The 24881-nt window shown below is 62.6% G+C and carries 20 protein-coding genes and 2 pseudogenes; 5 read left to right on the forward strand and 17 right to left on the reverse strand.

Annotated features, from left to right (window positions below; all coding sequences use genetic code 11):
- Positions 1-10 precede the first annotated feature (10 nt).
- From IVB05_RS35070 to IVB05_RS35080, 3 genes are all read right to left on the reverse strand, one after another.
- Entirely contained in the window at positions 11-1150 is a 1140-nt protein-coding gene (locus IVB05_RS35070) for an ABC transporter ATP-binding protein (protein WP_247780544.1), read from the reverse strand.
- Positions 1147-2691: a glycerol-3-phosphate dehydrogenase gene (glpD, locus tag IVB05_RS35075; RefSeq protein ID WP_247780545.1), complete on the reverse strand. Its 1545-nt coding sequence runs from the start codon at positions 2689-2691 to the stop codon at positions 1147-1149. Before glpD ends, IVB05_RS35070 begins: the two co-directional genes overlap by 4 nt.
- 146 nt (positions 2692-2837) lie before the next feature.
- Complete coding sequence (locus IVB05_RS35080) at positions 2838-3752, reverse strand: DMT family transporter (protein ID WP_247780546.1); 915 nt, start codon at positions 3750-3752, stop codon at positions 2838-2840.
- A 72-nt stretch (positions 3753-3824) separates the two neighbouring features.
- Between IVB05_RS35080 and IVB05_RS35085 the strand changes: the two genes are divergently transcribed.
- Entirely contained in the window at positions 3825-4433 is a 609-nt protein-coding gene (locus tag IVB05_RS35085) for an ABATE domain-containing protein (protein WP_247780547.1), read from the forward strand.
- Between the two features lie 10 nt (positions 4434-4443).
- Here IVB05_RS35085 and IVB05_RS35090 read toward each other — a convergent pair whose 3' ends face one another.
- Entirely contained in the window at positions 4444-5277 is an 834-nt protein-coding gene (locus IVB05_RS35090; RefSeq protein WP_247780548.1) for a DeoR/GlpR family DNA-binding transcription regulator, read from the reverse strand.
- Positions 5278-5528: 251 nt separating this feature from the next.
- Here IVB05_RS35090 and IVB05_RS35095 point away from each other — a divergent pair, with 251 nt between their 5' ends.
- Positions 5529-5987: a nuclear transport factor 2 family protein gene (locus IVB05_RS35095; protein ID WP_247780549.1), complete on the forward strand. Its 459-nt coding sequence runs from the start codon at positions 5529-5531 to the stop codon at positions 5985-5987.
- A gap of 24 nt (positions 5988-6011) precedes the next feature.
- Here the strand turns inward: IVB05_RS35095 and IVB05_RS35100 are convergent, their stop codons facing one another.
- Complete coding sequence (locus IVB05_RS35100) at positions 6012-6200, reverse strand: hypothetical protein (RefSeq protein WP_247780550.1); 189 nt, start codon at positions 6198-6200, stop codon at positions 6012-6014.
- 143 nt (positions 6201-6343) lie between these two features.
- On the opposite strand from IVB05_RS35100, the pseudogene IVB05_RS35105 reads away from it, so the two are divergent.
- A pseudogene (locus IVB05_RS35105) lies at positions 6344-6643 on the forward strand (YMGG-like glycine zipper-containing protein); the annotation flags it as partial.
- Positions 6644-6705: 62 nt separating this feature from the next.
- Positions 6706-6769 (forward strand): annotated as a pseudogene (locus IVB05_RS43605) (BA14K family protein); the annotation flags it as partial.
- A 3-nt stretch (positions 6770-6772) separates the two neighbouring features.
- Here IVB05_RS43605 and IVB05_RS35115 read toward each other — a convergent pair.
- The 7 genes from IVB05_RS35115 to IVB05_RS35145 all read right to left on the reverse strand — a co-directional run bounded on the left by IVB05_RS35115 (position 6773) and on the right by IVB05_RS35145 (position 16216).
- A complete protein-coding gene (locus IVB05_RS35115; protein ID WP_247780551.1) occupies positions 6773-7201 on the reverse strand; it encodes an acyl-CoA thioesterase in 429 nt (142 codons plus the stop codon).
- Positions 7198-9291: a 3-hydroxyacyl-CoA dehydrogenase NAD-binding domain-containing protein gene (locus IVB05_RS35120; RefSeq protein ID WP_247780552.1), complete on the reverse strand. Its 2094-nt coding sequence runs from the start codon at positions 9289-9291 to the stop codon at positions 7198-7200. Before IVB05_RS35120 ends, IVB05_RS35115 begins: the two co-directional genes overlap by 4 nt.
- Positions 9292-9293: 2 nt before the next feature.
- A complete protein-coding gene (locus tag IVB05_RS35125) occupies positions 9294-10577 on the reverse strand; it encodes an acetyl-CoA C-acetyltransferase (RefSeq protein WP_247780553.1) in 1284 nt (427 codons plus the stop codon).
- A complete protein-coding gene (locus IVB05_RS35130; RefSeq protein ID WP_247780554.1) occupies positions 10577-12844 on the reverse strand; it encodes an acyl-CoA dehydrogenase in 2268 nt (755 codons plus the stop codon). Before IVB05_RS35130 ends, IVB05_RS35125 begins: the two co-directional genes overlap by 1 nt.
- A gap of 253 nt (positions 12845-13097) precedes the next feature.
- Positions 13098-13517: a hypothetical protein gene (locus IVB05_RS35135; protein WP_247780555.1), complete on the reverse strand. Its 420-nt coding sequence runs from the start codon at positions 13515-13517 to the stop codon at positions 13098-13100.
- 66 nt (positions 13518-13583) lie between these two features.
- On the reverse strand, positions 13584-14618 hold the full coding sequence (locus IVB05_RS35140; protein ID WP_247780556.1) for a helix-turn-helix transcriptional regulator: 1035 nt from the start codon (positions 14616-14618) through the stop codon (positions 13584-13586).
- Positions 14619-14968: 350 nt separating this feature from the next.
- A complete protein-coding gene (locus tag IVB05_RS35145) occupies positions 14969-16216 on the reverse strand; it encodes an SMP-30/gluconolactonase/LRE family protein (protein WP_247780557.1) in 1248 nt (415 codons plus the stop codon).
- Positions 16217-16496: 280 nt separating this feature from the next.
- Here IVB05_RS35145 and IVB05_RS35150 point away from each other — a divergent pair, with 280 nt between their 5' ends.
- The gene (locus IVB05_RS35150) at positions 16497-17807 is read left to right on the forward strand and encodes a serine hydrolase domain-containing protein (RefSeq protein ID WP_247780558.1); all 1311 of its coding nucleotides are present in this window, start codon (positions 16497-16499) and stop codon (positions 17805-17807) included.
- A 22-nt stretch (positions 17808-17829) separates the two neighbouring features.
- Here IVB05_RS35150 and IVB05_RS35155 read toward each other — a convergent pair whose 3' ends face one another.
- The 5 genes from IVB05_RS35155 to IVB05_RS35175 all read right to left on the reverse strand — a co-directional run bounded on the left by IVB05_RS35155 (position 17830) and on the right by IVB05_RS35175 (position 24814).
- Positions 17830-18822 carry a L,D-transpeptidase family protein gene (locus IVB05_RS35155; RefSeq protein WP_247780559.1) on the reverse strand — a complete coding sequence of 331 codons (993 nt, stop codon included), beginning with the start codon at positions 18820-18822 and terminating at the stop codon, positions 17830-17832.
- A gap of 162 nt (positions 18823-18984) precedes the next feature.
- Positions 18985-19608 carry a flavin reductase family protein gene (locus tag IVB05_RS35160; RefSeq protein WP_247780560.1) on the reverse strand — a complete coding sequence of 208 codons (624 nt, stop codon included), beginning with the start codon at positions 19606-19608 and terminating at the stop codon, positions 18985-18987.
- A 143-nt stretch (positions 19609-19751) separates the two neighbouring features.
- The gene (locus tag IVB05_RS35165) at positions 19752-20360 is read right to left on the reverse strand and encodes a TetR/AcrR family transcriptional regulator (RefSeq protein WP_247780561.1); all 609 of its coding nucleotides are present in this window, start codon (positions 20358-20360) and stop codon (positions 19752-19754) included.
- Positions 20361-20379: 19 nt separating this feature from the next.
- Positions 20380-23520, reverse strand: coding sequence for an efflux RND transporter permease subunit (locus IVB05_RS35170; RefSeq protein ID WP_247780562.1), 3141 nt, complete (start codon positions 23518-23520; stop codon positions 20380-20382).
- 187 nt (positions 23521-23707) lie between these two features.
- Entirely contained in the window at positions 23708-24814 is a 1107-nt protein-coding gene (locus IVB05_RS35175) for an efflux RND transporter periplasmic adaptor subunit (protein ID WP_247780563.1), read from the reverse strand.
- Positions 24815-24881: the final 67 nt, after the last annotated feature.

Genomic DNA, 24881 nt, shown 5'->3' on the forward strand with positions numbered 1-24881 from the left:
CGCATCTCCCTCAATTGCTTTTATTTTTTGACGCGTTTTCTTCACGCGAACCGCTACGCACTTCGCTTGAAAACGCTATGTTCGGCGCGGCGACCAGGCGGTCGGCGGCGTCGAACACGAACACATTGTCGGGATCGAGCACGGCATCGAGCAAATGGCCGGGCTCATATTCATGCACGCCCGGCAGCACTGCAACCCAGTTGGAGGCACCGCGGTTGAGATGCACAAAACTTTCAGAACCGGTGATCTCGGTCACGGTGACGGTGGCGTGAAACGCGTGGCGGCCAGCGACGCCATTCGCCACCTCGAGCTGATGGGCGCGGAAGCCGACGCGATAGAGGCCGTCGGCGAGCGATGCATAGAGGCCGGTGGCCGGCGCCTGGATGCCGCCGGCATATGCGACCTGCCCGTTCTTCTTCTCGATACCGACGATGTTGAGCGGCGGATCGGAGAACACCTGCGCCACCCGCAGCGTATCGGGCTGGCGATAGACTTTTGACGTGTCGCCGGCCTGCAGAACCTTGCCTTCCCACATGCAAACGGTATTGCCCCCGAGCAGAAGCGCCTCGGAAGGCTCGGTCGTCGCATAGACGAAGATCGCGCCCGATGCTTCGAAGATGCGCGGCAGTTCGGCGCGCAACTCCTCGCGCAGCTTGTAATCGAGGTTGGCAAGCGGCTCATCCAGGAGCACCAGGTCGGCGCCCTTGACGAGCGCACGCGCGATCGCGGTGCGCTGCTGCTGGCCACCGGAAAGCTGCAGCGGCGTGCGCTTCAGATAGGGCTCGAGCCGCAGGAGTTTCGCGGCTTCCTGGACGCGCCGGTCGATTTCCTCGCGCGGCCTGCCCTGCACCCGCAGGGGCGAGGCGATATTCTCGTAGACGGTCAGCGAGGGGTAATTGATGAATTGCTGATAGACCATCGCGACCGAGCGCTGCCGCACGTCGAAGCCTGTGACGTCCTTGCCCTCGACCAGCACGCGGCCGGTCGTCGGCCGGTCGAGACCTGCGAGCAGCCGCATGATCGAGGTCTTGCCCGACAGCGTCGGTCCGAGCAGCACGCTCAGCGTGCCGCGCTCGAGCGTCAGCGAGACATCGCGAATGGTCGCCATGCCGTCCACGGTTCGCGTGACGTGTTCGAGCGTGACGCTCATGACCGCCCTCCCGCTTCACGCAAGGGACGCTCGCCAGGGGCGCGATGGGCTTTGATCCACTCGTCGAGCGCGGCGATTTCATCTGGCGACAGCCGCAATCCGAGCTTGGACCTTCGCCATACCACGTCATCGGCGGTGCAGGCCCATTCGTTCGACATCAGGTACCTGACTTCGCTCTCCGTCAAGGTGGCGCCGAACGACTGGCCGAGGTCGGCAAAAGATTTCGCGTTGCCGAGCAATTTTGTCGCACGCGTGCCATAGGCATGCGCGAGCCGGTTGGCATGCGCGGGGGTGAGGAACGGATATTCCCGCGTCAGTTCCGCCGTCAGCGCGGCGACCGCCGAAACATCCATGTCGCCGCCGGGCAGCGGCGCCTTGCCGGTCCAACCTTCCTTCTCTTTCGCGCTGCGCAGATAAGGCGCGAGCCGCTCCAGCGCTTCTTCCGCCAGGCGCCGATAGGTCGTGATCTTGCCGCCATAGATCGACAGCAACGGCGCGCCACCGGGCGTATCGAGTTCGAACACATAATCGCGGGTCGCAGCTTTCGCTTCGCTGGCGCCGTCGTCATAGAGCGGCCGCACGCCGGAATAGGTCCAGACGACATCGGCGGGCAGCACCGGCTTCTTCAGGTACTCGCTGGCGGAGGCGCAGAGATATTGAATCTCCTCAGGGCTGGCTTTCACCTTGGCCGGATCGCCGTCGTAATCGCGATCCGTGGTGCCGATCAGCGTAAAATCGTCCTGATAGGGAATGACGAAGATGATGCGGCCGTCGGCGTTCTGGAACATGTAGGCGCGGTCATGGTCATAGAGCTTGCACACCACGATGTGGGAGCCCTGCACCAGCCGCACCTTGGCCCGCGCGTTGACGCCGGAGCCCGTGGACAGCACCTGCTCGACCCAGGGGCCGCCGGCGTTGACCAACGCGCGGGCCTGGATGGTCGTGCGCTCTCCGCTGATCGTGTTCTCGACGGTGACCTGCCAGATTCCGTCGACCTGACGGATCTCAACCGCGCGCGAGCGGGTGTGAACTTCGGCGCCGCGATCGGCCGCGTCACGCGCGGTGAGCACGACGAGGCGCGCGTCGTCGACGAAGCAGTCGGAATATTCAAAGCCCTTGGTGTAGCGGTTGGCCATCAAGGGTTTGCCCACCTCGTCATGGACCAGATCGACCGAGCGCGTCGGCGGCAGCAGATGGCGGCCGCCGATATGGTCGTACAGGAACAACCCTAGCCTGAGCAGCCAAGCCGGGCGCAAGCCGGAGTGGTGCGGCAAAACGAAACGCAGCGGGCGAATGATATGGGGTGCGATCTGCCAGAGGATTTCGCGCTCGATCAGCGCCTCGCGGACCAGCCGGAACTCGTAATATTCGAGATAGCGCAGCCCGCCATGCACCAGCTTGGTCGACCAGGACGACGTCCCGCTCGCCAAATCATTCATTTCACACAGGAAAACGGAATTGCCCCGGCCCACCGCGTCGCGCGCGATACCGCAGCCGTTAATGCCGCCTCCGATGATGGCGAGGTCGAATACCCTGTCCAACGAAACGCTTCCCCGGCGATCGCCTCTTCACTTCGGCGATTTTACTTTCGAATGGGAGTTAATCACAAAGAAAAACGAAAGCAAGATGAAAGAAGGCAGGACGAAAGAGGGGCTGGCAAGTGAGGGCCGCTGATTGATCGACGCGGTCATGTCCGCCGTTGTGGGAGCGGACCTCCGCTCACGACGTAAACGCCTGCGGAAATCCCGATGATCGCAATCCAGTCCGTCGCCGTCGGCCACTCGCCGAGAATCGGGATTGCCATGACAGCCGTCATCGCCGGGGACAGAGCGGCAAACGCGGCCCCGCTCGAGGCGCCGAGGATGCTGACTGCGCGCCCGTAGAAGACGAGCGACGCGATTGCGGTCAGAAGCCCCTGCACGAACGCTTGAAGCGCAAGATCGCTCCATGAGGCTCTTGCGAAACTCGCACCCTCCACGAACAAATAAGCGGGCATGTAGAGAAACAAGGCGCCGACGGCGGCGATCCCCGCCGCGTGCAGCCCATCGAGCCGCGCGCGACGCATCGCGACGGTGTAGCAGGCCCACGCCACGGCGGCCGCGAGAAACAGCGCGTGCCCGATCGACTGCCCGGACCCGATCGCGCTGCCGGTACCCCAGGCGATGCCGAAGACGCCAAGCAGGATCAGCACGAAGCCGATCTTTTTCGCAGCCGTGAACGGCTCTTGCAGGATCGCCGCGGCAAGCAGCGCGACCGCCAGCGGCATGACCCCGGGAAACAGCGCGCCGGCATGCGCCGCTGGCGCGAACAGCAGGCCTGCGTTCGCGAACAGGACGGGGGCGCCGCCACCGAGCACGATCGCCGCCAGCCCAATCCAGCCGAGACGCGCGAGAGCAAGGCCCTTGCTCGCGACGTACGGCAGCAGGAGCAAACCGGCCACGCCGAAACGAAGCGCAGCGATGTCCCATGGCGTGAGGCTGGTCTTGAGGCCCAGGCGAGCCACCACGATCCACCCGGACCAGATGCTGACGGCGGCGAGGCCATAGAGTGCGCCGCGGATGTATTCCGCAGCAGCGCGCCCTGGGACGGCAAAATCCGCCATCATCGGCTCCCGCCAGGAATGGACGACTCATAACCCTTTTGATATATTTTACAGGTTATGATGGAGAACGACGTGAGGCAAGCAGAACGCGCCAATCCGTTCGAATGGAGCGGCGGGCATCCGGCTCTGGACCTCGTGAACACCGTGGATGAGCGGCCCTCGCCCACGCCGATCGAGAACCTGGCAACGCATCATGACCTGATACGCTTCGCGGCGCTGGCGGGATTGCTCGATCGTCGGACCGCCGCGCGTCTGCAACGGCTCGATAACCGCTCCGGCTCCCGTATCGTGAAACGCGCGCGCAAGCTTCGCGAGCACCTTCATGATGTGCTGGCTGCTGCAAATTCAGGGCGGCCCGCGCGGCAACCCGACCTCGATGCGCTATCCGCCGCGATCCAGGCGGCACATGCGGCCCAGACCCTGGTGTCCTCGCCGTCGCCCGGATTGGCCAATCGCCGCTGGTCTCCTGCGCTGGCGCGCGAAATTCCCCTGCATGCCTGTTCGCTCGCTATCGAATGTCTGCTCGTTGACGAGGATCGCAAAAGAATTCGTAAATGTGGCGCCTCAGACTGCGACGTCTATTACCTCGACACGAGCAAGGGCCGGCGCCGGCAATGGTGCAGCATGAAAGGCTGCGGAAATCGCGAAAAACAACGGCGATGGCGTTCGGCGACGCGATAGGGCCGAAGCGCTATCGCAGTCGCACGGCGGCGGGAGGAGGAATCGGCTCGCCCGGCTCATCGATATCAACCGCCGGCTTGTCCATCGCCTCGACCACTTCGATGCCGCGATGGCTGCAGATACTGGCAAGGCCCGCCGGCAGCGGCGCGTCGGTCACAAAGGTCTGGATCTGGCTGAGATGGGCGATGCGCACCGGCGCGCTGCGCCGGAGCTTTGTCGAGTCCGCGACCAGCATGACGCTGCGCGCATTGGCGATGATTGCCTGCGCCGCCTGCACCTCGCGATAGTCGAAGTCGAGCAGCGCGCCCTCCTCGTCGATCGCGGATGCGCCGATGATGGCGTAATCGACCTTGAACTGGCCGATCAGGCTGATCGCGGTCGAGCCGATCACGGCGCCGTCGGCACGGCGCACCGCACCGCCCGCCACGATCACCTCGATGCGCGGATGCCGATACAAGAGCATCGCGACGTTGAGGTTGTTGGTGATGACGAGCAGGTCCTCATGCGAGGTCAGCGCGCTTGCGACTTCTTCCGTCGTGGTGCCGATATTGATGAACAGCGAGCAGCCGTTCGGAATCCGCGACGCCGCGGCAATGCCGATCGCCCGCTTCTCCTCCGCCGCCACGAAGCGCCGCGCCTCATAGGCGAGGTTTTCGACGCCGGAGGCGATGATGGCGCCGCCATGGATTCGGGTCAGCGAGCGCTGGTCGCAGAGGTCGTTGAGGTCCTTGCGGATGGTCTGCGCCGAAACCTCGAAACGCTTGGCGAGGTCTTCCACCATCACCCGGCCAAAGGCGCGAGCGATGTTGAGGATTTCAGTCTGACGGTGGGACAGTCCGGCCACGGCTGGCACCCTTGAGATATGGACCTGAGATATGGACCTGGGGCACAAAGTTGCCTTTATGGTGCGGCTGATTGGTGCCGCGGTCAACGACGGAGAGCGGCCGCAAAGGCATTTGGCGGGGCGAAACAACAAATCCTGGTTAAGGCGACGCGCCGGAAGCCATGCGGCCCGCTCCATGCGCGCGGCCGCTCGACAAAGCAATTTGTGGCTGCAACACTGTGATCACAACCAGAAACAAAATGGAGGAAACCATGAACATCGATCGCCGTCGGCTTGCCTTGCCCGTACTCGCACTTGGGCTGGGGATTGGGCTCATGAGCGTCGTCCCGGCTTTTGCCGGAGCGGACGAAGATGCCATTGCGAAGAACGTCGAAACCTTCCGTGCGGCACAGGCGGCTGGCGATGCCGAGGGGATCGCCCCGCTCTGCGCGGAAGAACTCAGCTACAGCCACTCCAGCGGAGCTATCGACGACAAGGCGGCACTGCTGGCGGGCGTCAAGAATGCGAAATACAAATGGACGTCGCTTGAATACAAGAACCCCACGGTCCGTGTCGTCGGTCCGGCCGCCATCGTGCGCTTCAACTTTGTTGGCGAGCAGGAATTTGCGGCCGACGGCAAGAAGGTTCCGCAGAACCTTGCCATCCTGATGAACTGGCAGAAACAGGGCTCGGACTGGAAACTGCTGTCGCGGTCGGCCACCAAGCTCTGACCGCTAAAAGACGGGGGCTGGCGGTTACGCCGCCAGCTCCATGCCGCTGGCGAGCCGGCGCGCCGCGCGCTCGGCCTCGCGGGCGTTGCGGAATATCTGCCCTTCCAGCCGGTTGAAGCGGTGCGAGGCGGCAAAAAACCGATAGCCGCCGGGAGCACGAACGATAATCCCTGCCGGCTGCGAGCCGACTTCGATGATATAGGTGTCCGACATGGCCCAACCTGTGATTTCTTCCGGGCTTACAACGGGTTGCACGGCGAATTGTTCCTCGCCCCACCGTTGCGCCGCAAGGCCAACCTATGTCAAAGCTGGTAGCGGAATCGCTAGCGAATCGTCCAAATGGCCGGAGAACTGACATGATGCCGAAATTCGCGCTCTCGATGCTGGTTGCCCTGGCGGTTTGCGCACCGCTCCAGGAGGCGGCGGCGCAGGAAAGCACGCTCGGGGGCGCGCTGTTCGGTGGCGCTGCGGGCGCCATTCTCGGCGGCGTAATCGGTGGCGGCCGGGGTGCAGCGGTTGGCGCGATCGTGGGGGCTACGACGGGAGCCGCGATCGGTGCCCAGGGCGAGCCGCGGCCCGGCGGCTATCGCTATTATCAGGGCGGCTGCTACGTGGAGCAGCCCGGCGGTTGGCAGGAAGTTTCGCCGCGCTATTGCGGTGTCCAGGCGCAATACGCCCCGGCGCCGGTCTATGATGCGCCGGCCTGCACGCGCTACCGCTCCTATGATCCGCGCCGCGGCACGTTCATCGGCCGTGACGGCTACGAGCGTCCCTGCCCATAAGGATCACGCCTTGACCACGCCGTCCGGGCTGACCGGCTGCGGACGGCCGTTATCGTCGATCGAGACGTAGGTGAAGTTGCCGTCGGTCACGAGGATCGACTGTAACTCCTGGCGGCGCACGACCCAGGCTTCGAGGTGAACGGTAATCGAGGTGCGTCCGACCCGCACCAGATGGCCGTAAACGGAGACGAGATCGCCGACATAAACGGCCTTGCGAAAGTTCATCGCCTCGATCGCGACGGTCACGGTGCGGGATTTCGCGATCTTGGAAGCGAACACGCCGCCGCCGATATCCATCTGGCTCAAGAGCCAGCCGCCGAAGATGTCGCCATTGGCGTTGGTGTCGGCCGGCATCGCCAGCGTGCGGATACAGAGATCGCCGCGCGGCTCGGTCTCGGTCGTGGGCGGCGCGTGCACATGCGTCTCCGTCACTTGAAATTCTCCCAGCCGGCATCCGGCGTAAACCTGCCGCCGAACTTGTCGGTCAGGGCATCCAGCGTCGAGACCACATTCTCCACGCCGCGGGTTCGCGCATAGTTCAAGGGGCCACCGCGGAACGGCGCATAGCCGGTGCCGAAGATGACGGCGCCGTCGACCACGTCGGCATTATCGACGATCCCTTCGCGCAGACAGGCGACGCAGACATTCGACATTGGCAGGATCAGCCGGTCGATCATCTCTGCCGACGGTTCCGAGATCACGGACATGCCGCCGGTGTCGGCCTTGCCGTCCTTCCAGGTGTAAAAGCCCTTGCCGGTCTTGCGGCCGAGTTCGCCCTTGGCGACCTTGTCGCGCAGCCACGCCGGCGTTGGCGGCAGCATGTCGCCGAACTTCGAACGCAGCATATCGCCGACATCGAGGCAGATATCGAGGCCTACCTGGTCGGCGAGCTCGATCGGCCCCATCGGCATGCCGAACTTCTTGGCGGCGGCGTCGATGACCGTCTTGTCGATCTTCTCGTCCAGCATCACCATCGCTTCCAGCATGTAGGGCGTCAGCGCACGGTTGACGAGAAAGCCTGGCGACGATTTTACGGTCAGCGGCAGTCGGTCTATGGCGCCGACAAAGGCGAGCGCCTCCTTCAGCAATTGCGCATCCGTGCCGTCATGGCTGACGACCTCGACGAGTTGCAGCCGCGATACCGGGTTGAAGAAATGTAGTCCGAGCAACCGCTCGGGCCTCGAGAGCGAGGTGCGCAGATCCTGCAGCGGAATGCTCGACGTGTTGGTGGCGAGAATCGCGCCCGGCTTCATGACAGGCTCGAGGCCGGCATAGACTTTCTGCTTCAGCTCCAGCTTTTCCGGAACGGCTTCGATAATGAGATCGGCATTGCGGACGCCCTCGGCCTGCATGTCCGGCATCAGCCGGTCGAGCGCATCGCGCACGGCGGTACGCTTGCGCAGGATCTTGCCGTAGAGATCGGCGGCACGCTTGATCGCTCCCGCAATCGGCTCCGGCTTCATGTCGGCGAGCGTCACCCGCAGGTTCTGGCCGGCGCACCAGGCGGCAATGTCACCGCCCATCGCGCCCGCGCCGATGACGTGGACGTGCTCGATCTTGTTGCCGCTGCCCGCGAGCTTCTTCATCTGTTCGCGCAGGAAGAAGACGCGGATCAGGTTCTGCGCGGTCGGCGTCACCATCAGCTTGGCAAACGACGCCTTCTCCGCGCTCAGCATCTTCAGCTTGTCGCCGCCGTGCTTTTCCCAGAGATCGATCAGCGCGTAAGGCGCGGGGTAATGCGCTTCCGGCGCGGCCTTGGCGGCCTCGCTACGCATCCGCCCGGCGAGGAAGCCCCTGATGGGACCGAGGCTGAAAATATTGTTGAGCAGCCCGGGCCGCGCGCGCTTCAGCCGACCGGATACGGCGTCCTTCACGGCATTGCGAACATGCCGCTCCTGCGTCACGGCATCCACCAGCCCGAGCGATTTCGCTTTCCGCGCATCGATGGTCTTGCCGGTAAGCATCAGCGGCATCGCCTGCATCGGATTGACGAGCTGCGTGAAACGCACGGTACCGCCGAGGCCGGGATGCAGGCCGAGCATCACTTCGGGGAAACCGAACCGCGCGTCCTCGATCGCAATCCGCATCTGGCAGGCCAGTGCCACCTCTAAGCCACCGCCGAGGCAGAAGCCATGGATCACGGCTACGCTCGGAACCCGCAGGGCCTCAAGCCGGTCGATCACCGCATGCGCGCGGCCGATCTCGGTCTCGACGGCGCCCACATCGGTCGCGCCGCGAAACGCATTGACGTCGGCGCCGGCAATGAAGCCGGACTTCTTGGCGGAACGGATGACGAGGCCGGTGGGGCGGTGGCTTTCCAGCTCCGCCAGCACCTTGTCGAGTTCCTCGATCAGGTCTGCCGAAAGTGTATTAGCGCTGGTGCCTTCGCGGTCGAACAACAGCCAAGCGACGCCATCGCTGTCGCGGGTCAGCTTGAAATTCTTGTATGGCCCATCGGCATTGGGCTTCGGCCCTAGTTCGAGCACGCGATCGCCGAGAACGTTCATGATCTGTGAATCCATGATCACACCGTCTCTATCAGCATCGCGCCGCCCTGCCCGCCGCCGATACATTCGGTGGCGATGCCGCGCCGTGTGCCCAATCGCTTCATGGCATTGACGAGGTGCAGCACGATACGGTTTCCGCTGCAGCCCACCGGATGGCCGAGGCTGATCGCGCCGCCATCGACATTCAGCTTGCTCTGGTCGAGTTCGCCGGCCGCACCATCGAGGCCGAGAATCTCCTTGCAGAATTTTTCATCGTTCCAGGCAGCGAGACAGCCCAGCACCTGCGTCGCAAACGCCTCGTTCAATTCCCAGGTCTCGATGTCGGAAAGCGTCAGTTCATTGCGCTTCAACAGCTCCGTTGCCGACAACACCGGGCCCAGGCCCATGATGCCGGGATCAAGCGCCGACCACTGGCTGTCGAGAATGACCGCCTTCGGCGTCAGGCCATGCCTGGCGACGGCCTCTTCGGACGCGAGGATCACCCAGGACGCGCCGTCGGTGATTTGCGAGGAATTGCCAGCGGTGACCTTGCCCCAGGGCCGCTCGAACACCGGTTTCAACTTTGCAAGCGACTCTGGCGTCGAATCCGGCCGCACGCCATCATCGTGATCATAGAATTTTCCATCGCGCGCAAATGCGGTCTCGACCTCGCCCTTGAGCCAGCCTTCGGACTGCGCTTTCGCCAGCCGCTTGTGGCTTTCGGCGGCATAGGCATCCGACTGCGCGCGGGTGACGCCGAAGAGATGCCCGACCGCTTCGGCGGTCTGGCCCATGTTGAGTTCGGTAATGGGATCGGTGAGCCCGCGCTCAAGCCCGATGATCGGCTTGAAATAGCTCGGCTTCACCTTCAGCGCCGCCATGATTTTCGCGCCGATGCCCTTGGCTCCCGCAAGGCCCGCAAACCAGCGCACACCCTGTTGCGGCCACACCAGCGGCGCGTGGCTTAGCGCCTCGGCGCCCCCCGCAAGAATAAGGTCTGAGGCGCCTTCGCGGATGTAGCGGTAAGCCGTGTCGATCGACTGCATGCCGGAGCCGCAATTGATCTGCACGGTGAAGGCGACCATCTTCTCGCCCATGCCGAGTCGCAGCGCGGCGACGCGGGCCGGGTTCATCTCGTCGGCAATGACGTTGACGCAGCCGAGGATGACCTGATCGAAAGTGTTGGGCGCAAAAGGCTGCCGCGCCAATAGCGGCCGGCCACACTGCACAGCGAGATCGACCGGGGTGAACGGGCCGGGACCGGAGCGCGCTTTCAGGAACGGCGTCCGGCTGCCGTCAACGATAAAGACCGGTCGCGCCATCAGCTCGCTGCCCTCTGCTCACCCAGTTCCTGGAAGAATTGATGTACGTCGGCGCCTTTCCTGTAAATCGGCGACAACGCTTCGGCTGCGAAATCGTCGACCTCGATCACCTTCGCAACGGCCTCTTGTGCGGCCTGCAGCTTCTCGCCATCGGCCTGCGTAATGACGCCCTTCTTGACCGCCTCTTTCCAGTCATGCAAGCGTGCGGCGCGCATCTGTCTGGAAATCTCCTCCGCCGCGGTGACCAGCAAGAATGCCTTTTCCAGCCGTGCGATACCGCCATCATCGTCAACCGCGGAAAGATCCGACGTCAACCGGTCGCGTGCCGCCGACGGCTCCAGCACGAGCTGCGCGCATTGATGCACGACGCGGTCGGACGGGCCGGTCACCTTTGCGCCGAACGGCTGGATCAGGAATTTCAGGATGATTGCCACGAACCGGTTTGGCAGGTTGGCGAGAATTTCGGCAAAGCGGTTCTCGATGGTCTTGAAGCCGCTGGCCATGCACCATTCGAGCGCGGCGAAATCGGCCTGCTGCCGTCCCTCGTCCTGCCAGCGTTTCAGCGCCGCCGACAACAGATAGAGTTCGGAAAGAATATCGCCGAACCGGGCGGAGAGCATTTCCTTGCGCTTGAGCACGCCGCCCAGTGTCAACAGCGCCATGTCGGCGCACAGCGCGAACGCTGACGAGTAACGCGAAAGCTGGCGATAGAACCGCGTTGCTTCTCCGGCATCGGGCGCAGGTGCAAACAAGCCGCCGCTCCAGCTCCGGCCCCAGGCGCGGAACATGGTTTTAAAACTGTGGCCGACGTGATTCCAGAACGCCTTGTCGAAGGCGTCGAGTCCCCTGACGCGATCGGCTTCGCCAAGCGCGTTCATCTCGTCGAGCAGATAGGGATGCGCGCGGATTGCGCCCTGCCCGAACACGATCAGATTGCGGGTCAGGATATTGGCGCCTTCCACGGTGATGCCGACTGGCACCGAACGATAGAGATTGCCGAGATAGTTTTGCGGTCCGTCGATTACGGCCTTGCCGCCATGGATGTCCATGGCGTCATCGATCGCGATCCGCATCCGCTCGGTGGCATGCAGCTTCATGATGCCGGAGATGACCGCAGGATGATGACCCTGATTGAGCGCAGCACAGGTCAGCCGCCGCGCGGCGTCGAGCAGATAGGCCGTGCCGGCGATGCGCGCGAGCGGCTCCTCGATGCCTTCGAACTTGCCGATGGAAATGCCGAATTGTTCGCGGACGCGGGCATAAGCGCCTGACGTGCGCGCCGCATAGGCGGCGCCTGCGGCCGACAGTGACGGCAGCGAGATGCCGCGGCCGGCGGCGAGCGCCGTCATCAGCATCTTCCAGCCCTGCCCGAGGCGTTCTTGTCCACCGATGATGTAGTCCATCGGGATGAACACGTCGTGACCCCAGTTCGGGCCGTTCTGGAACACCTGCATCGCCGGCAGATGCCTGCGACCGATCTCGACGCCGGGCAGATGGGTCGGGATCAGGGCCACGGTAATGCCGAGCTCTTCCTGATCTCCCGCGAGATGATCGGGATCATAGGCCTTGAAGGCGAGACCGAGCAGCGTCGCGACCGGCCCCAGCGTGATGTAGCGCTTGTGCCAGTTCAGCCTCAAGCCCAGCACTTCGCGGCCTTCGAAATTGCCCTTGCAGATGATGCCGGTGTCGACCATCGACGCCGCATCGGAGCCGGCTTCCGGGCTGGTCAGGCCGAAGCAGGGAATGTCGGCGCCTTCGGCAAGCCGCGGCAGCCACCTCTTTTGCTGTTCCCTGGTGCCGAAGCGCATCAAGAGTTCGCCGGGCCCGAGCGAGTTCGGCACCATTACGGTGACGGCCGCGGTCAGCGAGCGCGAGGAAAGTTTTCGCACCACTTCCGAATGCGCATAGGGCGAGAAGCCGAGCCCGCCAAATTCCTTGGGGATGATCATGCCGAAGAATTTGTGGCGCTTGATAAAGGCCCACGCCTCCGGCGGCAGATCGCGCCACTCCCAATTGATCTTCCATTCGTCGAGCATGGCGCAGAGCTCGTCGACCGGGCCGTTGAGGAAGGCCTGTTCTTCCGCAGTCAGCGTCGCCGGCGCAACAGCCAGCAACTTCGACCAATCGGGATTGCCGGTGAAGAGATCCGCGTCCCACCAGACGTCACCGGCTTCGAGCGCCTCGCGCTCGGTGTCGGACATCGCGGGCAATACGCCACGTGCCCAGGAGAAGATCGGCTTGCTGATGAAATCGCGGCGGAAGCTCATGGCGAACCCTCCTGGTCTGCGGCGCGAGGTCGCGCCCCACCTGTGCCAAACGACGGCTCATTCTAGCTGAAAGCACGGGATTGGGGGACGTTTCACGCCGGGAATGAAGCGAAATTGATAAACCGGGAGATAACGGCGGAGGTCCCGGACCCGTTCCAATATGACCGCATTATCCAGCGTTTAGAAACTGGCGACGTTACCGGATGGTTGCCGTCTGGCGTGCCCGCCGGTTTCAACCGCGGGCACATCAGCGCTATGAATCACGCTTGTTGCGTCGTCGCTCGTTGGGGACGAACACGGCAAACACCTCCTTGACGCGAACGGCAGGCGTGACATCGCGGGTAAAGCGAAGCTCCACGGTCGTCCGGGTTTCCTCCACGCGAGGCGCGTAGAGCGCGCTGGCGTACAGCGATCCGTCAAACCGCAAATTGCTCTCGTCGTCGGTGAGATAAGCATTCGAAATAAACAGAAAAACGAACAGCGTCGATCCTACGACGGTAAAATATTTGAATACGGGCATTGGTACACAAGCTCTCCCTTTCTGGAAAAGGAGGGTGCACCACGCGCCACAAAAGCCGGGTTTAGACGTGCCCAGCTTTTGCCCAAACGGTTGGCCGCTGATTGCCAGATTGTGACGAATTTTAATGAACCGCCCGCGGATGACCGTGGACATCGGTGTCTCACGGAAATTCGTGTCGAGCCCCGCCAAAGCTGGCGAATAATCAAATTGAAAAATTGATTAACGAGACAGCCTGTTAAGGAGCGCCACGAGTTCGCCCTGGCGATGCGTGCCGGTTCTGTTGAAAATTGACTTGAGATGACTTCGGGCTGTTTCCACCGTGACACCCAGTTCGGCCGCAGCCGTCTCCATAGAACTGCCTGTCGCAAGCTTTCCCGCCAAATTGGCTTGTGCCGGCGTGAGCTCAAAGACTTTCCCAAGCATATCCGGATTGACGGTCGCGGCGCCTTCGAGATCGTTTAGTACGAGCACGGCGCGCGCGCCAAGAAACGGACTTCGCGCCGCCGGCGGAACAGGTAGCGCCTTCAGCACCAGAGGCCGCTTGCTTTCTCGCCTTACGATGATCGGATCGAGGCGACAAGCTTGCAGGTCCGACGTCTCTTTAAGCCGATCGATCACTTCGGACAGTTCGGAATTGGCGCGGTTGTCGTGAAGCACCAGCCGATTGTTTCGAACGAGGATTTCGTGGCCGACATAGGCCTCCATCCGCCGGTTCAAGCCAAGCAATCCTCCATGGCGATCAATCGCCAATGCAGGTCGTTGCACGAGGTCAAGGGCGTTCGTCACGCTCAGGATTGCGGCCCGCCCAACCGCGGTGGAAAGCGTGGCGGCCTCAGTGAGGCTGTGCGAAAGCTGCGACAGCGCCTTTACCTCGTCGCGTTCGAACATTCCTTGCTTGGGGGTGCGCTGAATCGTCAGCCCCCATAGCGCCGGGCCGGCCTTGAAGCCGATCGCGGCAAACCACTTCAATCCATATCCGGCGAGATTTGCGTAGAGCGGATCCCGCAGCATCTCGGCTTCCGATTTGAACAAATCGGCATCCGTAACTACGTCGGCACCAGCCTGAAGAAGAGGAACGCCTCGCGCAGCCCTTACGTCGGCCACGTGGAATTTGTTATGGAAGTAGTTGTCGAAAAACTCGGAGACGGCTTCGGTCCTTGGAATGTCCTCGGTTCGCACATCGCCCTGGAGCATGGCCGCGCCTTTGGCATCAGCAGCCTGGCATATTTCCTCCATCAGTTCGGTCCAGACCAATGGGTCCAGGACGGCATCGCCGACGCGTTTGCCGGCATCCTCGAGCTTTCGAACGTCAAACAAAATTCCCGCCCCCCAAAATTCCTGCCCCCTAAGACTCCATCGACCGGCCGAACCAGTCTGCTTGAGTTTAGCGAAGGAGCAAGCGCCGAGCCTCGTTTTGCAGCCGGAAAAGCACACCTAACAGAACGTGCAGAGAGGCTTGCGGTATCAAAACACCACTATTCCGGCAGGCTGGAGCTGATGATTCCTCGACTTCTGGCTGCGGACGAGAGGCTCTAAAATAATCAAGCGTCGGCGGGTTGCACCGACGCTTGATCGCCGTATCGAGCAATCTGCAGAGCCAGTCGTCAACCCGGTCCTGCGCCTTGCGTTGCCGTATACACGGCGTAGAGCGACTGGCTCGCGGCCATGAACAGGCGGTTACGCTTGGGGCCGCCGAAGCAAACATTGCCACACACTTCGGGCAGCCGGATCCGGCCGATGAGCTTGCCTTCCGGCGACCACACCGTCACGCCGCTGTACCCGACCGCGCGGCCGGCATTGCTCGAGCACCAGACATTGCCATTGACGTCGCAGCGTACGCCGTCCGGTCCGCATTTCACGCCGTCGACCATGAAGTCGCTGAAGCGCTTGTGGTTGCTGAGCTTGTTGTCGGTGCCGACGTCGAACACGAACATGTCGCCCTTGCCGCCGGGGCCGGTATCGCCCGGCCCCTTGCCGGTAGAGGCGACGTACAGCTTCTTGTAGTCGGGCGAGAAGCAGAGGCCGTTGGGATCTGGCACCTGCTCCTCGGTCACCACGAGGTCGATGCGGCCGGAGGGATCGATGCGATAGCAATTGGTCGGCAGTTCGCGCTTGCCCGGCACGAAGCCGGCCGGCTGGCCGATCCGCGGATTGAGCTTGCCGCCGGAATTGCTCGGGCCGCCCGCAACATCAGGCTCGCCCTCATAGAGTTGCCCCCCATAGGGCGGATCGGTGAACCAGTAGCTGCCGTCCGGATGGGCGACGACGTCGTTGGGCGAGTTGAGCTTCTTGCCATTGTAGGAATCGGCCAGCACGGTCGCGGTGCCGTCATGCTCATAGCGCACCACGCGGCGGGTGAGATGCTCGCAGGAGAGCTGGCGGCCCTGGAAATCGAACGAGTTGCCGTTTGAGTTGTTGGAGGGCGTGCGGAAGACGCTGATGTGACCGTCGTCTTCAGACCATCGCATCTGCCGGTTGTTGGGAATGTCGCTCCACAGCAAATAGCGCCCCTGCGCGCTCCAGGCCGGGCCTTCGGCCCACAACAGCCCGGTGTGGAGGCGCTTGATCGCCGTGTTGGGCTGGGCGAGGTCGTTGAAGGACGGGTCGACCGCGATAATGTCGGGGTCCCAGAAATAGGTGGTCGGGGCGCCGCGCGGACTGAAATCGCGCGGCGGGCTGGTAATCGTCGACGGCGGCGCCACCGGACCGCCTTGCGCGCCGGCTTGAGGACCCCCTTGGGCCAGCGCGGCGCTTGCCCCTGCCACGGTGGCGCCGGCGCATACCGCCAGACCGTGGACAAGGGTTCGTCGTGATATCGTGGTTTCTGGATCGCGCTCTTCCGGGTGTTGCATCGCATCCTCCCAATGTCTGTGCCGACCGTTGATCCGGCCTGGCAACTTGAGGTTAATCCGGTCCGTGTCCGGTTGCGAGAGCTGGTTTTGATTCCACTCGCAGCTCAAGCTTGCAATGCAAGATGTCATTACCTTTTCGAATTCATCTCCGTCGCTTGTTTGGGCAAGTGTCCAAGTACAAGTGCCGAAGTAGATGCGAGCCGGACGATATGGTAACTATCGTCGGCCCGTCGAAGTCGCCGTCAAATCAATTGATCCGTCGACCGAATAAGAAATATCAATGTGGACGCATACTCATAAGGCACGACGTTGCATCGCTGCATCGCGCGCAGGACGAATTGTTATTGCAGCCGTCTCGGTCGCGATATGGACCAAGGCGATCGGGGCCAGCCACGCGGCCGACGACCCCTCCCCTTCAGCGGCCAAGCTCGAGCGCATCACCGAATTTTTCAACAATGAGGTTGCGACCGGGAAGTTGCCGGGCGCCGTCGTGTTGATCCAGCAGCACGGCAGGCCGGTCTATCTGAAATGTTTCGGCGTCCAGGATGTCGAGACCAAAATTCCGATGACATCAGACACGATCTTTGCGCTTCATTCGATGACGAAGCCGATCACCAGTGTCGCGGCGATGATGTTGATCGATGCAGGCAAGCTCTCACTCGCCGATCCCGCGTCCAAGTTCATTCCGGGGTTTGCCGATGCGAAGGTAGGCGTCAGTTCTGACGCTCCTGATGGTCAGTACGCTCTCAAGCTTGTCCCGGCAGATCGGCCGGTGACCATTATGGACCTGCTGCGCCATACGTCAGGCATCACGTACGATTATATCGGCGGCAAGCTCATCATGAAGGCTTATTCGGAATCAGGCCTTTTCGATGGGCGCTACAGCAACAAGATGTTTGCTGACCGCATCGCCAGATTGCCTTTGGCGCGACAACCCGGGACGCTTTGGCGTTACGGGCACTCAACCGACGTCCTCGGGCGCATCATCGAAATCGTATCCGGACAGACGCTCTATCAGTTTGAAAAGCAGCACATCTTCGATCCGCTCGGCATGACCAGCACGAAATTCGTGCTGGAAAGTGACGAGGACCGCGCGCGGATGGCGGAGCCGCTGCCAAGCGATACCATCCTGAAGCTCGCCGAGGCTCAACGTCGCGCCCATCCGGAATGGGAGTCCGGCGGCGGCGGATTGGTCTCCTCCCTCACCGACTATGCCCGTTTTGCTCAGATGATCCTGGGCGGCGGGCAACTCGACGGCAAACGCTACCTTAGCCCGGCCGCATTCAAGTCGATGACGTCAGACCATATCGGGCCTGGTTCCGGCGTTGCCCGGGACTATTACTACTTTCCCGGCGATGGCTTTGGCTACGGCTATGGGTTTGCGGTGCGCACCGATCCGGGAAACGCCAAACCGCCACCGCCAGGTTCAATCGGCGAACTGAAATGGGATAGCGGCAGCGGCACTTACTTCGGTGTCGATCCAAAGCTGGACATGATTTACATCCTGCTTGAGCAGACCCAGAACGAACGTGGACGCATCACACCCGCGTTCAAGAAACTGGTTTACGACGCATTTGCGACGGACAAATGATCTGACAGCATCGCGTCTGCGATCACTTCTTGTTGGCCGCTTCTCGCTCGATGAACGACACTTCCGTGCCCTTCTTCAGAAGCTTTGCCAATTTGTCGGCGTCCCAGTTGGTGAGGCGCACGCAGCCGTTCGACTCCGACTTGCTGACTTTCGATGGGTTGGGAGTGCCGTGAATGCCATATCCTTCCGCTGAAAGTCCGATCCATTGGGAGCCTACGGGATTGTTGGGGCCGGGCTTGATCTTGAAGGCTCGTTTGGATTTGACACCCTTGAACTTGTAATCCGGGTTGTAGCGATAATACGGATTTGCATCGATCGAGATTACCTTGAGGACACCGGTAGGGCTCGGCTTCTCCTCGCTTCCTACAGTCGCGGGAAAGAACGCGATCAGTTCGGAATTCGCGAAGGCCTTGACGGTTTGAGACATCTTGTCGACTTCGACGCGCGTCACCGCTGACTTGCTCTCCTTGATCGCGACGTTCATCACCGCGATCGTTTGACCGGCCTCGTCGAATTTCTTGCCGGGGTTGAGCGCCGCGAGCAAAGCCTCGCTCATGTGAAACCTTTCGGCGATGGCCTCGCGCGGGCTGGTGTAGTCCAGCGAGTTCAGGCCCTTCAGGTCTTCCATCTTTGCAGGCAGCTTCTTCAGGAACGGCCCTTTGACGTCCTTCTCCGTGATCTTGTAGTCGACGACGATCGGATCCGATCCGGTGCCGAGCAGAGCGCCCCAGAGTTCGGACGTCAGCGGTTGCTTGCTCACGGCCAGGCCTTTGGATTCGGCAAATGCCCTCAGCGCTTTTTCGGCGTTCTCGCCCAGCTTGCCGTCGATCTCACCGGGCGAGAAACTGGCGCGGTCGAGCAGCACCTGCGCCTTGACGATTGCCGGATTGATCTTGTCGTCGACCGGCACCTTGCCCTTGAATTCAGCGTTGTTGATTGCCGCCGCATCGAGGCCCGCGAAGGCTGGAGGGGCCAGAAAGACGAGCAGCATCAGCCCTGCAAGCAAGCGGATCATTGGGCAATCTCCGAAACAACATGCAATAAGGATTTGGACGGGTTGGAGTTCCGTAAGCGGATGCCTAGCCCGGATGGAGCGAAGCGCAATCGGGGGGACGGTCCGTCCGGAGAAAGATCCCGGATTTCGCTTCGCTCCATCCGACTACGTTCGGGTAAACGCTTAATCCGGCCGGATCATCTCGAACATGTTTTCCGGCTTGATCTCGAAGTAGTCGCCGCGGCGGCCGGCGCGGACGATCGGGTGCGCCAGCCCGGTCTGGTAGACGCCGTCCTGGATGAAGGCCTTGTCGATGTGCACGGCGACGACTTCACCCAGCGTCAGCCAGGCCTGCGCCTTGTCGCCATTGGCACCCTGCAACTGGATGATCTGCGTCACCTTGCATTCGAAAGCGACCGGGCTTTCCGCCACGCGGGGCACGTTGACGAGCTTGCAGGGCGCGGCCGTAAGCCCCGCGACCTTGAACTCATCGACATCGCGGGCAACGTGCGCCGCTGTCGCGTTCATCTGCTTCGCCAGATCCATGGTGGCGAGATTCCAGACGAACTCGCCGGTATCCTGGATATTGCCGGCGCTGTCCTTCCAGTTCGTCGAGGAGAAGCCGATGATCGGCGGGTGATAGCAGAAGGCGTTGAAGAAGCTGTAGGGCGCCAGATTGATGTTGCCGCTGCCATCGCGCGAGGAAATCCACCCGATCGGGCGCGGGGCGATGATGGCGTTGAAGGGATCGTGCTTGAGGCCGTGGCCGTTCTTCGGCTCGTAGAAATGCAGGTCTTTGGTGGTCACGGCGGAGTTTTCCTTATTCTTCGTAGCCCGGATGGAGCGAAGCGCAATCCGGGGTCTCTCGCAAGCGGCCGCAGTCGCCCCGGATTACGCTTCGCTCCATCCGGGCTACGCAGTCAGGGAAAGCCGGTCAAGTGACGATGAGTTTAATTCGCCTTGCCGCGCGGCGAGAGGCCGGCAATGACGAAATCGATCATTTCGTCGATCGTGGGACCCGGCTTGGTGGCGCATTGCGCGATCATCTGCGGGTGGAAGAACCGCATCATCGCGGTGCAGGCGCAGAGCGAGGCCAGTTGCAGGTCGGGAGCTTCGAATTCGCCGGAGGCGGCCCCTTGAGCGATCACCAGGCCGAGGGTCGCGGCGATACACTCCATATGGGCGACGCAGACGTCCCAGTCCTCCTGCATCGCGATCTCGACCATCTCGTGCAGTTTGGAGTCACCGACATAGCGCTCGGTGTTCATGCGGTGGATGGTCTTGATCATCTCGCGGAGGCGGACCGACGCCGGACCGGAGGCCTGCGCGATCCGCTGCGCCTCAACCTCGACCTCGCCCATCAGGGTTCGCGCCACGCCCTCGTGGATCGACTTCTTCGAATCGAAGAAGCGATAGACGTTGGCGGGGCTCATTTTGAGCTCCTTGGCGATGTCGGCGACCGTCGTCTTCTGGTAGCCGATCTGCCGGAACAGACGCTCCGCCACCACGAGAATCCTTTCCCGGGTGTCAGTCTCGATGTGCTCCGAAATCAGCGTCATGTCAGCTCTCAATGTTCAATTATTCTGCGGCATCGGCAAGCGGAATTGCGCGCGGGCCCTTGATCTGATGTTGCGGCGCAAGATCAGGCTGCCCGGCCTGGCCGCTTTCTTCCAGGCTCTTCCTGAACCACAGGGCATAGAGGCCCGGCAGGTACAGCAGGGTCAGGAAGGTTGCAACGAACAAACCGCCCATGATGGTGATCGCCATCGGCCCCCAGAAGGCGGAGCGCGACAGCGGGATCATGGCCAGAATCGCCGCCAGCGCCGTCAGCACCACCGGGCGGGCACGCCGGACGGTGGCTTCGACGATGGCTTCCTTGCGCGTCAGGCCCTGGGAAACGTCGGCCTCGATCTGGTCGACCAAAATCACCGCGTTGCGCATGATCATGCCGGCCAGCGCGATCAGCCCGAGCAGCGCCACGAAGCCGAACGGCTGGTTCGCAATGTTGAGGCCGAGCGAGGCGCCGACGATGCCGAGCGGCGCCGTCAGGAACACCAGGATCAGGCGTGAGAAGCTCTGCAGCTGGATCATCAAGAGCGTCAGCATCACCAGCATCATCAGCGGAAACAGCACCGCGATCGAGGCGTTGCCTTTGGCGGATTCCTCGAATGCGCCGCCCGGCTCGATCCGGTAGGCCGGCTCGAGGTGATCGCGGATTTCCTGCAGCTTCGGCCAGATCTGGTTGGTGACATCGGGCGCCTGCACGCCGTCGACGACGTCGGTCCGCACCGTAATCGCCATGTCGCGGTTACGCCGCCACATGATCGGCTCCTCATGCGCATATTCGATCCTGGCGATCTGCTGCAGCGGCACAGCGACGCCGTTGCGCGAGGTCACGGTGAGGTCGCCGACGCGGCCGAGATCGAGCCGTTCGGACGGCACCGCGCGCGCGACCACGCCGACCTTCTCGATGCCGTCGCGGATCGTCGTGACCGGCGCGCCAGAGATCAGCATGGCGAGCGCCTGCGAGACGTCCTGCGGGGTGAGGCCGAGCGCGCGGGCGCGGTCCTGATCCACCACGAGCTTCAGGTAAGGCGACTGCTCGTTCCAGTCGAGCTGGGGCTCCTGCACGTTGGGGTTCTGCCGCACCACGTCGCGCACCTTGTAGGCGATGTCGCGCACGGTGTTGGGGTCGGGGCCGATCACGCGGAACTGGACCGGGAAGCCGACCGGCGGACCGAAATTGAAACGATCGATGCGGACGCGCGCTTCGGTCAGCTCGCCCCCGGCGACCGCCTTCTCCAGCCGCGCCTTGATCCGCTCGCGCGCGTCGACGTCCTTGGAGACGATCACGATCTCGGCGAAGGCTTCGTTCGGCAGCTGCGGATTGAGGCCCAACCAAAAGCGCGGCGAACCCTGACCGACATAGGAGGTGTAGGTTGCGATGTCCTTGTCGTCCTTCAGCAGCGCCTCGGCCTTCTTGACGGACTTCTCCGTGACGTTGAACGCGGTGCCTTCCGGCAGGCGCAACTGCAGGAACAGTTCGGGCCGCTCCGATAGCGGGAAGAACTGCTGCTGCACATTACCGAAGCCGACGATCGAGAGCACGAACACGCCGACGGTCGCCAGCACCACCTTGATCCGGTGGTCGACGCACCACTGCACCATGCTGCGCAGGATGCGATAGATCCGCGTCTCGTAGACCGCATGCGGATCGTGGTTGTGGTGGACCTTGATGTTCGGCAGCAGCTTGACGCCGATATAGGGCGTGAAGATCACCGCGACGAACCAGGAGGCGACCAGCGCGATCGCCACGATCCAGAAGATGCCGCCGGCATATTCGCCGACCGCCGAATTGGCAAAGCCGATGGGGAGGAAGCCAGCGGCCGTGACCAGCGTTCCCGTGAGCATCGGAAACGCAGTTGATTCCCAGGCAAAGGACGCCGCGCGGACGCGGTCCCAGCCCTGTTCCATCTTCACCACCATCATCTCGACCGCGATGATCGCGTCGTCGACCAGGAGGCCGAGCGCGATGATCAGCGCGCCGAGCGTGATGCGATGCAGATCGATCGACATCGCGCTCATGACGACGAAGACAATCGCCAGCACCAGCGGCACGGACATCGCCACCACGATGCCGGTGCGCCAGCCGAGCGCCACGAAGGAGACGAACAGCACGATCGCCAAGGCCTCGAGGAAGGACTTCACGAACTCGCCGACGGCGTGCTCGACCACCTTCGGCTGGTCGGCGATCTGCTCGACATTGATGCCCTGCGGCACGGCCTTCATAAAGTCGGCGGTCGCCTTCTCGACCTCCTTGCCGAGTTCGAGGATGTTGGCGCCCTTGGCGGTGACCACGCCGATGCCGAGCGCGGGCTTGCCTTCCTGACGGGCGACGAAAGTCGGGGGATCGACAAAACCGTGGGTGACGGTGGCGATGTCGCCGAGCCGGAACACGCGGCCGTTGCTCTCGACCGGGCTCTCGGCGACGGCCTTGACGCCATCGAGCGCGCCGGTGACGCGCAGCGGCACGCGCTGCGAGGAGGTTTCCACCGTACCTGCCGGAGTGACGTTGTTCTGCTTGGCGAGCGAATCGAACAGCGCCTGCGGCGTGATGCCGAGCGTCGCCAGCTTGGCGTGGGAGAATTCGACGAAGATGCGCTCGTCCTGGGCGCCGTAGAGATTGACCTTGGTGACGCCTTGCACCTTCAACAGCCGCTGCCGCATGCCTTCGGCGGCCTTCTTCAACTGCGCATAGTCGGCGCCGTCGCCGGTCATCATGTAGAGAATGGAATCGACGTCGGAGAATTCGTCGTTGACGGTCGGACCGAGCAGACCTGAGGGCAACTGGCCCTGCACGTCCACCAGCTTCTTGCGCAGCAGATAGAACAGGTAGGGCACATCCTTGGGCGGGGTCGAATCCTTGAATGTGAGCTGCATCGCCGTGAACGACGGCTTGGAATAGGTCTGCACCTTCTCGAAGTACGGCAGTTCCTGCAGCTTCTTCTCGATCGGATCGGCGACCTGGGTCTGCATTTCCTGGGCGGTCGCGCCCGGCCAGATCGCCGAGACGTTGACCACCTTCACCGTAAAGAACGGATCCTCGGCGCGGCCGAGCGACCGGTAGGAAAAGAAGCCGGCGGCGCCGAGCGCGATCATCAGGAACAGGATCAGGGTCGGATGGCTCACCGCCCAGCCCGAGAGATTGAAGCGCTTCATGTCACTCTCCAGAACCAAAATCTGTTTGCATTTCCACCGTCATTGCGAGCCAACGGGTCGGGCGAATGCCCGCCCGATGACAGGCTCCGCGAAGCAATCCATCCAGCCACGGAAAGAAAGTATGGATTGCTTCGTCGCTTCGCTCCCTTGCGCAAACGCTTCGCGTTTGTCGCAGGCAATGACGGGACTAGAACGACAGCGACGAGACCACCCGGACCTTCTGGGCCGGATCGAGCTTCTGCACGCCGAGTGCGACCACCTTGGCGCCTTCGTTGACGCCGCCGGAGATCACGACGGAATTGCTGTCATAGGCTTTCACGACCACCGGCTGCAGCTTCACGGCGCCGGCATCATCGACGGTATAGAGCGAGGGATTGGCGCCCTGGCTGAACAGCGCCGACAGCGGCAGCTTGGCGACGCGCTCGGTGGCAGCATCCGCCAGCGTCAGCGTCGCGGTCATGCCGAGCGAAACCTTGTCGTCGGCTTCCGGCAGCGAGAACTTTGCGAGATAGGTCCGCGTCGCCGGATCGGCCGAGGGGGCGATCTCGCGCAGCTTCGCGGCATATTTCTTTTCCGAATCCGACCACAGCGTCACGGTGGCTGTGCCTGACTTGGCGCGGCCGACCAGCGTCTCGGGGATCGCGACCACGGCTTCCTTTTCGGCAAAGCGCGCGACGCGGATCGCGGTCTGACCGGATGCCACGACCTGGCCGGGATCGATCAGGGTCGCGGTGACAACGCCGCGGCTGTCGGCCAGCAGCGTTGCATAAGAAAGAGAGTTCTTGGTGAGTTCGACCGATCGCTCGGCGCGATTGAGGCGCGCGCGCGCCTCATCGGCAGCCGCGCGGCTCTGATCCATCTGTGCATCGGTGGTCCAGCCCTTGGCGCGCAAATCCTTGGCGCGCTGCTCGGACGCGCTCGCCTGCGCCAGCACGCCAGTGGCGGCGCGGAATTCAGCCTCCGACTGCTCGGCTTGCAGCTTCAGGTCGACCTCGTCGAGGGTGGCGAGCGGCTGGCCGATATCGACGGTCTGGCCAACCTCGACCAGGCGCCTCGCGACCTTGCCGGGAACCCGGAATCCCATGTCGGTCTCGATCCGAGGCCGGATGGTGCCGACAAAACTGCGCTCGGGCGTCTCGGCCGCGTAATGCACCGTGGCGACCAGAACCGGACGTCCGGGAGCGGCCGTCTCAGCCGCCTTTTCATTGCAGCCGGCCAGGGCGAATACCGCAAATGCCAGCGACGCCCCCGTCAAGAGCCTGTAATAGCTAGAGAAAATTGAACGGGCGAACATCGGACTCTCCATCGCAACATCTGATGAAGAGTATTGAATGGCGACTGATGAATGTCAATATTCGTCA

Source organism: Bradyrhizobium sp. 170 (genome assembly GCF_023101085.1).
In the GTDB taxonomy this organism is placed as follows: domain Bacteria; phylum Pseudomonadota; class Alphaproteobacteria; order Rhizobiales; family Xanthobacteraceae; genus Bradyrhizobium.